Source organism: Nocardia sp. NPDC052566 (assembly GCF_044547285.1).
Classification (GTDB): domain Bacteria; phylum Actinomycetota; class Actinomycetes; order Mycobacteriales; family Mycobacteriaceae; genus Nocardia.
Genome location: NZ_JBIUAF010000007.1, coordinates 50,465 through 64,255, shown reverse-complemented (window position 1 = coordinate 64,255; position 13,791 = coordinate 50,465). Strand labels below are relative to the sequence as shown.

Sequence of the window (13,791 nt, the reverse complement as noted above, 5' to 3'; positions counted from 1 at the left end):
TCACATGTCGAGCGTCGCGCCACCATCGACCCGCAGGTCGTGCATGGTGATGTGGCGGGCGTCGCCGGAGAGCAGGAAGCGGACCGATGCGGCGACATCGGCGGGAGCGGCGATGCGCCCCAGGGGAATTCCGAGGCGGTAGGCCTCGGGATCACCGCCGAGCAGGCTTGCCGTCGCGGCCTCGTCGAGCGGCCCGGCCCCGTACATGCCGCGCAGCATGGCGGTATCGGTGGAGCCGGGCGACACCAGGTTCACCCGCACACCGTGCGGGGCGACCTGCAGGGCGAGTGCGCGGGTGTACGCGGTCGCGGCGGCCTTCGCCGCACAGTAGGCGGCCATGCCGACGCGCGGCGTACTCGCCGCGTTGGAGGATACGACCACGATCGAGCCTCGGCCCGCGGCAACCATATCGCGGGCGGCTCGCTGCGTGACGTGCATCGTGCCGGTGGCGTTTACGGCCAGGCAGTGCTCCCATTCCTGCGCCGTGATATCCAGCGCCGCACCGGGATTCATCACACCGGCGGCATGCGCGAGCGCGTCGGCGGGACCGTATTCGGCGACGAGCTCGTCGAAGGCGTCGGCCACCGCGCGCGCATCGGTCACATCCACCTCGGTGGCGTGCACGGATCCGCCTGTGCGGAGCGCGATTTCGCGCGCCACCCGATGCACCTCCGGGTCGCGGTCCCACAGGGCGACGGCCCGTGCGTCCGGTACCAATGCCTCGGCCACCGCAGCACCGATTCCCGATGCCGCTCCCGTGACCACGACCACCCGCTCCTCCGAATCGATCATGAACATAAGGTTAGCCTAACCTGATAAAAATGTGATGCGTTCATATTTCCGCTGTGACTTCCGACGAAAGAGGTGGCTGCACCCATGCCCTCGACCGCGCTCCACGGCTTCACCCCGTGGCCGACCGCAGACGCACGCCGGTACCGAGATGAAAACTGCTGGACTGGAGAGACATTCGGAGACGTACTGACCGCCCGGGCGACCACGTCCCCCGACGCGATCGCCGTGGTCGACGACGCGCACCGCTGGACCTACGCCGAACTCGACCACCGCTCGCGCGCGCTGGCCACCGGCCTGGCCCGCCTCGGCCTCCGCCGCCACGACCGCGTGCTGGTCCAGCTGCCCAACCGCGCCGAATTCGTCGAGGTGATCTTCGCGCTGTTCCGCCTCGGCGCGCTGCCGGTGTTCTGCCTGCCCGCACATCGGCAGGCGGAGCTGGTGCCCATCGCCACCGCGAGCGCGGCGACGGCGATGATCACCTGCGGCGTCCATCAGCGGTTCGACTATGCGGCGCTGGCGGATTCGATCGGCCAGCAGGTCGATACCCTGCGCCATCTCCTGGTACTCACCGATGACGCCGACGCACCGCTGCCCGCCGGCGCGCACGACCTCGCCGAATTCCGTGACGAGCCGGGCGATCTGCCCGTGCTCGCCGCGAGCGACGTCGCCTTCCTGCAGCTGTCCGGCGGCAGCACCGGGATACCGAAGCTCATTCCGCGCACCCACGACGACTACCTCTACAGCGTGCGGCGCAGCGCCGAGATCTGCGAACTCGGCGGCGACACCGTCTATCTGGCGACTTTGCCGGTGGCACACAACTTTCCGATGAGCTCGCCCGGCATCCTCGGCGCGCTGTGGGCGGGCGGCACGGTGGCCATGACGCCGGATCCCACACCGGCGACGGCCTTCCTGGCGATCGAACGGTTCGGCGTCACCATCACCGGCCTGGTGCCACCGCTGGCCCGGCTGTGGGTGGAGCGGGCCGAGGCCGGGGATATCCCCGACCTGTCCAGCCTGCGCGTGCTCCAGGTCGGCGGCGCCCGCTGTCAGGAGGAACTGGCCCGGCGCATCGGCCCGGCGCTCGGTGCGCGCCTGCAGCAGGTCTTCGGCATGGCCGAAGGACTGGTCTGCTACACGCGATTGACCGATCCGCTCGACGTCGTCATCGCCACCCAGGGCCGCCCGATGTCGGAGTACGACCGGGTCAAGGTGGTCGACGACAACGACGTCGAGGTGGCGCCCGGCACCGACGGCAACCTGATCACCCAGGGCCCGTACACGATTCGCGGCTACTACGACAATCCGGCGGCCAATGCCCGCAGCTTCACCGCCGACGGCTGGTATCGCACCGGCGATATGGTGTGCCTGCGGCCCGACGGCAACCTGGTGGTGCGTGGCCGGGCCGGTGACTGGGTGAACCGCGGCGGGGAGAAGGTCTCGGCCGAGGAACTCGAGGCCCATCTGCTCGAACATCCGGCCGTGCGTGACGCGGTGATCGTCGGCATGCCGGATCCGGTACTGGGGCAACGCATCTGCGCCTTCGTGCAACCCGTCGACGGGGAAGCCCTGCCGACGCTGCTCACGGTCCGCACGTTCGTCCGCGAGCGCGGCGTCGCGGCGTGGAAGATGCCGGATGCCGTGGTGGTGGTCGATCAATTCCCCGAGACCGGGGTCGGCAAGACCAGCCGCAAAGACCTGCGCCGGCTCCTTGCAGACGGGGCGCACCAGTATTGACGGACAGAGTGGCGCGACCGCTCGGGAGACCGACGCGGCCGCGCCACCGGTCACGACAGGACGGCGAGCCAGGAGCCGAGCACCGGGTCGGCGGCCAGCGTCGGGAAGTCGATCTGGTCGTGGCCCGCCGCGCGCCACTTCTCCACCAGTGACATGATGCGCACCGAATCCAGTCCGGCGTCGAGCAGGTTGGTCTCGGCCGACAGCTCGTCCGGGCGCACCCCGAGCACCGCTGCCACGTCGTCGATCACGTTCGTCATTGCTCCGTCATTCCTCTCGGTCGAAATCGGCGATGCCGCGCTTCCAGTACCCGGCGATCAGTGAGTCCTTCGGGCCGACACCGAGTTCGGCGCGCACCCACCGCCGCAGTGGGCGCAGGCAACCGGCCTCGGCCGCCATCCAGACGTAAACCCGTTGCCCTTCCGGCACTTCCACGGTCCGCACGGCCTTCTCCAGCGCATCGCCGTCACCCGGCGCCGCGGCGCCGCGATGCACCCACCGCACCTCGATGCCCGGCGGCGCGTCCAGCGCGATCTCCTCGGCCGCGCCGACAACCTCGATGAAGGCCCATCCCGACGCCGCACGCGGCAGCCACTCGAGCCAGCGGGCGATCGCGGGCAGCGCGGTGATGTCGCCCGCGAACAGATACTTGTCATAGGTCCGTGGAACAACCACGCCCCCTGGCGGACCCGCGATATGGATCCTGGTGCCGGGAGCGGCGGCCAGCGCCCACTCCGAGGCCAGGCCACCGGAGTGGATCGCGAAATCGATATCCAGTTCACAGTCCTCGGCGCTGTGCCGACGCACGGTGTACTCGCGCGACACCGGCCGCGGGCTGCCCCACTCCAGCGACAGTCCGTCCCTGCGCGGCAACCGCAGCACGCCCTCGTCGTCCGGGAAGACCAGGCGCACATGCTCATCCGGCACGTAGCTGTGGAATCCGGCGAGCTCCGGCCCGCCGAAGGTCAGCCGGAGGAGCCCGGCGCCGAGTGTCTCCTTCCGGACGACCGCCACCTCGCACAGCCCGATCGGATAGCCGACCTTCGCACCGTTGGCGCCGGCCAGCACCTCGGCGATGCGGTCGGCATAATCGGCTCGATCCGTCACATCTGTTCCTTTCCGTTCAGCGGTCCGGCGATGGCCATCGTCAACCCGCCGAGCACAAGCACCGATACCCCGTAGACCACGAGTGCGGTTCCGGGCGTGAACAATTGGCCGACCACACCGGCCACCATCGATCCGACCGCGGTTCCGGTCACCGACTGCACCATCAGCAGCCCCGACATCCGACCGCGCATGTCCTCCGGCGCGTGCTGCTGCAGCAGCGTGTAGCGCAGCACCATGTTCACCGCCCTGGCCAGCCCGAAACCGGCCAGACCGAGGAAGACCCACGCGGCGTGCGGTGAGATACCTGCCACGATCACCCCGAAGGGCATGAGCACCAGCGAGATCAGCAGCGCGCGACCCGCACGCTTCGTCCGGCCCATCCAGCCGCTGGTCAGCGACCCGATCACGGCGCCGGCGCCGGGTGCGGCATACAGCAGCCCGAGGGTGGCGGGCCCTGCCCCCAGCTCGACATCGGCGAACGCGGGCAGCAACACCAGCGGGCCGCTCACCAGCATCGCGATCAACCCGACGAGCAGGACGAGGCGAATGGTGCCGTGCCGCACCGCGAACCGGATACCGGTGGACAGCTCGCGCAGCGGATGACCGACGGCGCGGGCGGGCGGCGGCGCGGGTCCGATCGCCGTGATCAGTCCGACGGTCGCGACCGTCGCCCCCGCGGCGAGGAAGAAGGCAAGGGCGACACCGGTTTCGCCGATGAGCAGCCCGGCCAGCGCCGGGGTGATCATGGTGCCGAGATCGGAGGTGAGCGCGGTCAGCGCGCCCGCGGCGGCCACCTTGTCCCGGCCGACGAGCAGCGGAACCAGCGCCATCAGCGCCGTTCCGCTGATACCGCCCGCAAGACCGTCGACGGCAGCGGCGGCATAGATCACCGGCAGCAGCGGATTCGCCAGCAGCGCATTGCATCCGAGCGCGAGAAACCCTAAACCCGCTGCGGTGCGCGACCATTGGATCACCGTGCGCCGGTCGTACCGATCGGCGATCACCCCGCCCGCCAAGCTCCCGGTGAACAGCGCGAGCGCCGTCACCGTGGTGACGCCCGCGACATGCAGCGTCGATCCGGTGAGCCGATAGATCTGCACCGGCAGCGCCACCATGAGCAGCCCGATGCCGAGCACCGACACCAGCCGCGCCGCGAACGCGCAGCGGAACGGACGGCTGGCCCGCAGTGGCGAGATATCGATGAGCAGACCGGCGCCTGCTGTCACTTGTAGCGCTCCGCGATCAGGTCGAGCGTGCTCATCACACCGCGGTAGTCGGGACGGTAGCTCGTGCCGGGGAGCTCGAAGACCTTGCCCGCCTTGAAGGCAGGCAGCTGCTGATACATCGGGTCCTCGGCGAGCTGTGCCGCGCTGCGGCCGCCGTCGGCCGGGAGCACGAACAGCACCGGTGCGTCGACGACCTTGGTCAGCAACTCCGGGCTGAACCCGAACCAGTCGGCGGCCTCGGGGCGAGAAGGATTGCCCGCCTTGGCCAGCACCTGGTTGTCGACGCTGAAACCGACCTCGGTGAGCAGCGACGGCAACGTCGCGGACGGCAGGATCAGCGTCGGCCTGTTGTCCTTGCGGGACTGGATGAACGCGGCATCGCCCTGCGGCACTTTGATGGTGGACTTGACCTTCGCCAGCTTGTCCCGGTACGCGCCGAGCAGCCCATCCACCCGGTCGGTCCGGCCGACCGCGGTGGCGACCAGGCGCAACTGTTCCCGCCAGTCGGTGGCGCTCGATGGCACGAGCACGGTCGGCGCGATCGCGGTCAGCTGGTCATAGGCATTGATGGACAGCTGCGCGGTGTACCCCTGTCCGCCACCGATGATCAGATCGGGATGCTGGCCAGCGATGAACTCGAGGTTGACGCTCTCGCCGATCGGCAACGCCTTGGTGCCTTGCTTTTTCGCGTCCTCGGCCCACGCGGGCGGGAACTCGCCGGTGCGGTTGCTGACGCCGAGCACGCGCGGATCCGCGGCCGCGACCGGCGCGCCGAGATCGTAGAGGTACCCGGCCAATGTGCCGGTGAGGACGACGATGCGCTGAGGATCCGCGGGGACGGTGATGGCTCCACGCTCGGTCTGCACCTGCCGCGTCCCGGATTTCGCCGCGTCGTCCGAGGCGGAACTACAGCCGGCTACCGCGACCACGGCGAGGATCAGCAGGGCGACGGCGGCGCGCAGGCGTGCCGTCGTTCGGTGCGACGTCATGGGTGGGGTGATCTCTCTTTCTCGTTGTGGGACAGGCTCAGTCACGGATCGCCGGGTCGACGTCGAGCAGCGCGGCCACCTCGGTCCAGCCGGTCGCGGACACGATGTCGAAGTGCGAGTACGGAAGTCGGCGCACCACGAGCCGGGCGCCATCGGCGCGCCAGCCCGCGAGCTGCGCGTCGGTCCATCCCGGCTCGGTGCCGGGATCGGCGGCGTACAACGCCATCGGCCCGTCGTAGTGCGGCGCCGTGGACGCGGTGACCAATCCGAGCAGCTCGGTCGCCGCCGTACGCACGAGCGCCGCGAGTTCCGGTGCGTCGTCGGGCAGTTCGGGCAGCAGCCGGTCGAGCGCGGCCGGATCGGCCAGTGCCCGGCCTGCCTGCTCGGCGAGGTTGCGCAGCGGATGGGAATCGATCAGTCCGAGAAAGGCGATCGACTCGCCCTCGGCCACGAGCGCCGCCGCGAGCGCGTGCACGATATTGCCGCCGAGGGAGTAGCCGAGCAGGCGATACGGACCGCGGGGCTGAATGCCACGAATCGTCGCGAGGTAGTGCCGGGCCAGCTCGTCGATGGTCCGCGCCCGAGAATCGGTGCCGCTCAACGTCGGTAGCTGCAGACCGTAGATCGGACGATCCGCGCGCAACAACCGCGCCAGCGGCCCGAACTGCCATGCCGTGCCACCCACCGGATGGACACAGAACAGCGGCTCGGCCGATCCGGTCGGCCGCAGCGCCAGCAGATGGTCGAGGCGGCTGCCGAGCATGGCCAGGCCGCCGGTGGATTCGGCCGCCGACGGCGCGGCGATCCGCGCCGCGAGCGCGCGCGGGGTCGGCGCCGCGAAGATGTCGTCGAGTACTACCGCCGCCCCCGCGCGGCGCAGCCTGCCGACCAGGCGCACCGCGCTGAGCGAGTGACCGCCCGCGGCGAAGAAGTCCTCGTCCGTACCGATTTCGGCGATCGAGAGCACCGCGGCCATGGCGGCACGGATGTCGTCGACAGCGCCGAGCTCGGCCGGTGCGGCGACCGGTGCGAGCACCCGCTGGTCGGCGGGCGCGGGCAGCGCCTTGCGATCGATCTTCTCGCTGACGGTGCGCGGGATCTCGTCGAGCACGACGAACACGGCCGGAATCATGTAGGCGGGCAACGCCGTAACGAGCGCCGCGCGCACCGCGGCCGGATCGAGCGCGACACCCGATTTGCCGATGAGGTACCCGACCAGACGCTGATCCCCCGGCGTGTCCTCGCGCAGCAGCACCACCGCCTGGGCAACGCCCGCGCAGGCCAGCAGCGCCGATTCGATATCGCCGAGTTCGATCCGCTGGCCGCGCAGCTTGATCTGGGTGTCGGCGCGGCCGACGTACTCGAGTTCGCCGTGCGGACTCCACTTCACCAGATCGCCGGTGCGGTACATGCGCTCGCCGCCGCCCGCCGGATCGGCGACGAACGCGCCTGCGGTCAGCTCGGGCCTGGCCAGATAGCCGCGGGCCAGCTGCACACCGGTCAGGTAGAGATCGCCGATGGCGCCGCTCGGTACCGGCCGCAGCCGCTCGTCGAGCACCCGGACCCCGGCGCGGCGTGCGGGGCGTCCGATCGGCACCGAGGCGATATCGGCATCCGTGGCCTCGTGGTAGGTGATGCACACCGCCGCTTCGGTCGGGCCGTACAGGTTGGTGACCTTGGTGCCGGTGAGCTCGCGCATGCGGTGCGCGGTGGCGGGCGGCAGCGCCTCACCGCCGGTGAATACGGTGCGCAGCGACGTACATCCGGCCAGATCGCCCTCCTCGGCGAGCACGGTGAGCATGGAGGTGGTCATCTGCAGGGCGGTCACCCGCTCGTCGCGGATCAGCTCGGCCTGGTAGTAGGGGTCGCGGTGGCCGTCCGGTCTGGTCAGCACGATCCGCGCGCCGACATGCAGCGGCAGGAACAGCTCGAGCAGCGAGGCGTCGAAGATCGGCGGCGTCCGATACAGCACCGTGTCGCCTGGACCGAACCGGTGCTCGCGCTGCAGCCATTCGAAGGTGTTCACGATCGCCTCGTGCGCGACGCTCACCCCCTTCGGGACGCCGGTGGAGCCGGAGGTGAACAGCAGGTAGGCGGTGTTGGCCGACCGCAGCGGCGCGAGCCGTTCGGTATCGGCGACGGCGTCGTCGGCGAATTCGCTGGTGTCGAGCTCGTCGAGCGCGACGCACGGCGCCTGCCCGGTACCGAACCCGTCCGGGGCGGTGGTCAATACCAGTGCCGGAGCGGCGATTTCGAGTACCGCCTCGATCCGCCTGCGCGGTTGTTCCGGATCCACCGGCAGGTAGACCCCACCCGATCGGACGATGGCGTGCGCCGCGATCACCGAGTCGATGCCGCGACACATGGCGACCGCGACCACCGTCTCCGGGCCGATGCCGCGCGAGATCAGGTAGCGCGCAAGGCGGTTCGCCCTGGCGTGGAATTCGCCGTAGCTGATCGTCGCATCGCCCGCCCTGAGCGCGGGGAAGTCGGCGCCGATCGGTGCCGTCGACGCCCAGGTGGCGAGCGTGTCACCGTGTGTGTCGCAACGCCTGGTCGTTTCGGTCACCACCGCGACGGTGGCGGCGGGATCCGCGGCCACCGCGGTGAGCACCGCGGCGAGCCGGTCCGCCAGCCACGCGGCCGAGGATTCGGCCACCGCGGCCGGATCGTGGTGCAGCATCAGGTCGAACCGCTCGCCGGGCAGCGCGGTGATCGTCACCGGATAGTGCGTGCGGCTGTGCACCGCCACGTCGGCGACCCGCAGGTCGTACGACTCGGGCTGGCGCACACCGGATTTCGGGAAGTTCTCGAAGACGACGAGGCTGTCGAACAGCGTGCCGAGGCCGACCGCGCGCTCGACCGTCGCCAACCCCAGATAGCCCTGCGCCTGCATGTCGAGCGAGGTCCGCTGGAACTCCGCCAGCTGATCGAGCAGCGGCCGCCGGACATTGAGCCGCAACCGGACCGGCACCGTATTGCTGAACAGGCCGACCGTGGTCTCGACGTCAGGCAGCTCCGTGGGGCGGCCCGAGACCACCGTGCCGAACACCACGTCGGTGCGGCCGAGATGGTCGGCGAGGACCATCGCCCACGCGCCGTGCAACAGCGTGTTCATGGTCAGGCCGCGCGCGCGGCCGAGACCCTCCAGCGCCGCGACCGTGCTGTCCGGCAACGGAACTCGCAGCCCGAGCGTCGGTGCCCGCCGCCCGGTCACGCCGACAAGCGACGGTGCGGGCAGACCGGCGAGGTACCCGCGCCACCGCTCGACGTCGGCCGCGGTGTCGCGGGCGCCGAGCCAGGCCAGATAGTCGCCGTAATAGCCGGGGACAGGCAGCTTTTCGTCGTCGCCGTGATAGAGGGCGAGCGTCTCGCGCAGCATGATCGGGATGGACCAGCCGTCGGCGAGCAGGTGATGAGCGGTGAGGATCAGCCGATGCCTGGCGCCGGTCAGGTGGAGCAGCAGGACGCGCAGCAGCGGTGGACGGCCGATGTCGAACGGTTCGGCGCCGGCACGCCGCACCAGCTCGGCGGCCTCGCGTTCGGCTTCCTCGACGGGCAGGCCACGCAAATCCACTACGCGCCAAGCCAGTTGGGGCGTCCGGGGCACGACCTGAACCGGCTGATCGAACTCCTCGTAGCAGAATGCCGCACTCAGGTTCGGGTGACGCGCGGCCATCCGCTCGAACGCGACGGCGAGCCGATCCGGATCGGCCGCGCCGGCCAGCTCGAACGACGCCGTCATGGTGTAGACGTCGGCGGCGCCGTCGCGCAGCGCGTGGAACAGCAGCCCCTCTTGCAGCGGGGACAGCGCGAACACGTCGGCGATCGGGCCGTAGCGCGCCGTCAGCTCGTCGAGTTGCCGCTGCGGCACCGTCATCGAGGTCCGGCGCACCGGCGTCCGCTCGGCGTGCGCGGCGGAACCCGCTGCCGCTGCGGCGAGTTCGCCGAATCCACGCCGGGTCAGCAGCTCCTGTGGCGCCAGCCGCAGCCCGCGCTCGCGCAGCCTGCTGCTGACGCTGATCGCGGTGATGCTGTCACCGCCGACACCGAAGAAGTCGTCGTCGACGCTCACCCTCTCGCGGCCGAGCGCCGCGGCCACCACCTCGCACACCGCGTGTTCGGCGGCGGTGGACGGCGCCCGCCCGCCCCCGTCCGACGGCGGCGCAGGCAATGCGGCGCGGTCCAGTTTGCCGTTGACGGTGTGCGGCAGCGCATCGAGCACGACGAGGCGGGACGGCACCATGTGGTCGGGCACCAGATCGGCCAGCAGGGAACGCAATTCGACGGCCTCCGGCACGGTGTCCCCGGCGGGCACCACATATCCCACCAGCGTCGGCCGCCCGGCGATCTCGCGGATATCCGCCGCCGCGGCCCGCACCGGCGCCAATTCGCCGAGCGCGGCGGCCACCTCGCCCAGTTCCACCCGGTGCCCGCGGATCTTCACCTGATTGTCGGCACGGCCGAGATATTCGTAGCCGCGGCCCGGAATCCAGCGCGCCCGATCACCGGTGCGGTACATGCGCGCACCCGGCGGCCCGAACGGGTCGGGCACGAACCGCTCCGCCGTCGCATCGGGCCGACCCAGGTAGCCGCGGGCGAGCTGCGCGCCCGCGAGATACAGCTCGCCGGCCTGATCGTCGGCGACAATCTGTAAGCCGTTGTCGAGCAGGTACATTCGCGTGCCCGGCAGTGGTGTGCCGATGGCAGGGCGGGTGCCGCGAACCGGCGCGCCGAGCGCGTCGACGGTGGCCTCGGTCGGTCCGTACAGGTTGACCGCGGGAATACCGGCGCGCTGAATCCGCTGCCACAGGCCTGGCGGGCACGCATCGCCGCCCAGGACGAGCAGTGCGAGCTCCGTCAGGCCGTGCTCGAGCAGTGCGGTGACGAAAGCCGGTGTGCCGTCGGCGACGTCGATCCGGTCGCGGGCGAACGCGGCAACCAGCGCGGCCGGATCGCGGCGAATCTCGCTGTCGTACACGTGAATACGGTGGCCGTCGAGCAGCCACAGCAGCGGGTCGAGCGCGGCGTCGAAGGCGAAGGAGGTCGTATGCGCCACGCGCAGCCGGCGATCGCCCACCCGTGCCGCCGTCTCGGCGTACATGCCGACACGGTGCGCGGCCAGCAGTCGCGCCAAGGCGCCATGGTCGACCAGAACGCCTTTGGGGCGGCCGGTCGAGCCAGAGGTGTAGATCAGGTACGCGCCGTGGCTCCGCTGGAGGTCCACGTGCGGCGGCGTGTCGTACCGCGCCAGCTCGTCACGGAACTCCAGGGTGTCGATGGCCAGCGCACCCAGGTCCGTCGCGAGCCCCTGCGCGCTGAGCACCAATTCCGGTGCGGCGTCGTCGATCGTCGCCCGTAGCCGCGGCACCGGGTGTTCCGGATCCAGCGGGAGACAGATGCCACCGGCGCGCCAGACCGCGAACATCGCCGTCACGAACTCCGCGCCGCGTGGCAGCGCGACGCCGACGATCGCGTCCGGTCCGATGCCGCGTGCACGCAGGTAGCAAGCGAGACGATGCACTTGATCACCGAATTCCGCTGCCGTCCAGTGTTTCCCGCTCACGGTGAGCACCGTCTCCGCGGGGCGCTCGGCGATCAAACGGTCGAGCGCATGCGGTATCAGCTCGAGCGAGTCCGGCGCCACCGGCCCACGGCGATCGGCAAGCAGCGTCTCCCGCCGCTCTCGCTCGATCAGTTCGAGCGCGCCGACCGGCGGCTTGTCCGCACCGGTGAACGCCTCGATCACCCGCACCAGGCCGCCGATCCGCCGCTGCACCGCGGCCGAATCATTGGTTCGCGCATCGGATTCGAAGCCGAGCAGCACCGTGCCGTCGGCGAGCGGCGTCACGGTGAGCCCGAGATCCTCGGGCGGCCCACCGGCCACATTGCGCAGTACACCGCGTGCGCCGTCGAAATCCAGCGAGAAGTCGAACACCTTCAGGTTGATGCCGACCCCGTGCAGCAGTTCGCCCGCACCGAGTCCGTGGAAGTCCCTGGCCAGGTCGTCACCGCTGTAGCGCTGATGGGCCCGGATCTCGCACAGCGCGGCGGCGACCCGCGGCCCCAGTTCGCCGAGCCGATCGTCCGCGCGCACGGTCAACCGGAGCGGCAGTACGTTCACCGCCATCGCCGGTGTGGTCAGCGCGGCCCGGCCGACCCGGCCCATCAGCAGCATCGACACCACCACATCGGAGGTGCCGAGCTGCCGGTTCAAGAAGGCGGCGTAGCAGGCGACGAGCACATCGGCCCAGGTGATGCCGTGCCGGTCGGCGCATTCGCGCAGCGAGGTGAGCACCTCGGCGGGCAGCACCGCCTCGGCGCGGATGGTCCGTTCCACCTGGCCACCGAGCTGCCTGCCGCGGCCGTCGAGTTCGGGCCACGGCGTGAGCTGCTCGCGCCAGAAGCGCCGGTCCCGCTCGAACTGCTCGCCAGCGCGATACTCGCGCTCCTCGGCGACGAGCGCGGCGATGGTGCCGAAAGTCGCTGCGGGCGCGTCGATTCCGCGGCGCAGCGCGGTGTAGTGCGCGGCGACCCGGCGCGACAGCAGCGCCGCGCTGTATCCGTCGACGATGAGGTGGTGATACAGCTGCACGCACCACACCTGACAGTCGGTGAGCCGGATCAGTGTGTAGTTGTACAGCTGGCGGTCCACCATGCCGCGGCAGTGCTCGGCGGCGCGCTGCCGCTCCAGCGCCACGGCCTCGTGCGCGAGCGCCAGCGGTTCCGCGGCCGCGCGCAGGTCGATCTCCGGCCGCAGCTCCGCTGCCACATCGATGACGAATTGCCTTGGGCCCTGCGGGGTTTCCCGGAAGCGCAGGCGCATGTTCTCGGCCTCGGCCACGGTGCGCCGGATCGCCTCGGCGAGCAGCTCGACATCGATAGGTGCGTCACCCGCGATCTCCAGCACCTCACCGACCAGGTAGCGCCCGGATTCGGGATCGAAACGCTGCGCGTTCCAGATGCCGAGCTGCGGCCCGGTCAGCCGCAAACCGGCAGCACCGGCCGTCGCATCGTCCCGCTCCACCCGGTAACTCCCTTCACCAACGACATCGCCTGCAAATGGCACGTTAGGAAGGTTAGCCTAACTTAACTAACAATGGGTGAGCTTCGTCCGCATTGTGCCGTTCAGCTCACTCGGGCCGCCTGCTCGGCAAGCGGAATGACCAGCGGCGCAGCGGTTTCCGGATCGTCGATGACGCGGCAGCCGAGCGTGAAGACCTCGCGCACGAGTTCGGCGGTGACGATCTGTTTCGGCGGCCCCGCCGCGATCACCGCGCCGTCCTTCATCGCGATGAGATGGTCGGCGTAGCGCGCCGCCTGGTTCAGGTCGTGCAGCACCGCGACGATCGTGCGGCCGGATTCCCGGTTCAGCGCACGGCACAGGTCGAGCACCTGGATCTGGTGGGCGATGTCGAGATAGGTGGTCGGCTCGTCGAGCAGGATGATGGGCGTCTCCTGCGCGAGCACCATCGCGATCCAAACCCGTTGGCGCTGACCGCCGGACAGCTCGTCGACCGAGCGCGCGGACAAGTCGGTGACGCCGGTGGCGGCCATCGCCGCGGCCACCGCGTCCGCGTCGGCCCGTGACCACTGCCGCAGCAGCGATTGGTGCGGATACCTGCCGCGGGCCACCAGATCGGCGACCCTGATGCCGTCCGGCGCGGTGGAAGTCTGTGGCAGCAGCCCGATCCGGCGCGCCACCTCCTTCGCCGGATAGGCGGTGATCGCCTTGCCGTCGAGCAGCACCGACCCGGACTCGGGCGCGAGCAAGCGGGCCAGCGCGCGCAGCAGCGTGGATTTACCGCACGCGTTCGGGCCGATGATCACCGTGAAGGTGCCGTCCGGAACATCGACCGACAATTCGTCGCTGATCGTGCGCCCCCGGTAGCCGAGCCGGACCCGGTCCGCCCGCAGCCGTGCCTGTGTCGCGTCGTGCATCC

8 protein-coding genes are annotated in these 13,791 nt (G+C 70.4%); 1 reads left to right on the top strand and 7 read right to left on the bottom strand.

The features are described from left to right. Positions 1-798, bottom strand: coding sequence for an SDR family oxidoreductase (locus tag ACIG5A_RS34985; protein WP_397248152.1), 798 nt, complete (start codon positions 796-798; stop codon positions 1-3). Positions 799-876: 78 nt separating this feature from the next. Here ACIG5A_RS34985 and ACIG5A_RS34980 point away from each other — a divergent pair, with 78 nt between their 5' ends. Next, a complete protein-coding gene (locus ACIG5A_RS34980; RefSeq protein WP_397248150.1) occupies positions 877-2,526 on the top strand; it encodes a (2,3-dihydroxybenzoyl)adenylate synthase in 1,650 nt (549 codons plus the stop codon). A 50-nt stretch (positions 2,527-2,576) separates the two neighbouring features. On the opposite strand, the gene ACIG5A_RS34975 is transcribed toward ACIG5A_RS34980, so the two are convergent. The 6 genes from ACIG5A_RS34975 to ACIG5A_RS34950 all read right to left on the bottom strand — a co-directional run bounded on the left by ACIG5A_RS34975 (position 2,577) and on the right by ACIG5A_RS34950 (position 13,789). Next, positions 2,577-2,786 (bottom strand): phosphopantetheine-binding protein, encoded by a 210-nt coding sequence (locus ACIG5A_RS34975; RefSeq protein WP_397248148.1) that lies wholly within the window; start codon positions 2,784-2,786, stop codon positions 2,577-2,579. A 7-nt stretch (positions 2,787-2,793) separates the two neighbouring features. Further along, positions 2,794-3,633 carry a siderophore-interacting protein gene (locus tag ACIG5A_RS34970; protein WP_397248146.1) on the bottom strand — a complete coding sequence of 280 codons (840 nt, stop codon included), beginning with the start codon at positions 3,631-3,633 and terminating at the stop codon, positions 2,794-2,796. After that, complete coding sequence (entS, locus tag ACIG5A_RS34965) at positions 3,630-4,859, bottom strand: enterobactin transporter EntS (protein ID WP_397248144.1); 1,230 nt, start codon at positions 4,857-4,859, stop codon at positions 3,630-3,632. The genes ACIG5A_RS34970 and entS overlap by 4 nt, the downstream gene beginning before the upstream one ends. Beyond that, positions 4,856-5,848, bottom strand: coding sequence for an ABC transporter substrate-binding protein (locus tag ACIG5A_RS34960; RefSeq protein ID WP_397248142.1), 993 nt, complete (start codon positions 5,846-5,848; stop codon positions 4,856-4,858). The genes entS and ACIG5A_RS34960 overlap by 4 nt, the downstream gene beginning before the upstream one ends. Before the next feature lie 37 nt (positions 5,849-5,885). After that, a complete protein-coding gene (locus tag ACIG5A_RS34955; RefSeq protein ID WP_397248140.1) occupies positions 5,886-12,875 on the bottom strand; it encodes an amino acid adenylation domain-containing protein in 6,990 nt (2,329 codons plus the stop codon). A gap of 101 nt (positions 12,876-12,976) precedes the next feature. Then, positions 12,977-13,789, bottom strand: a complete 813-nt coding sequence (locus tag ACIG5A_RS34950; protein ID WP_397248138.1) for an ABC transporter ATP-binding protein — start codon at positions 13,787-13,789, stop codon at positions 12,977-12,979. Positions 13,790-13,791 lie beyond the last annotated feature (2 nt).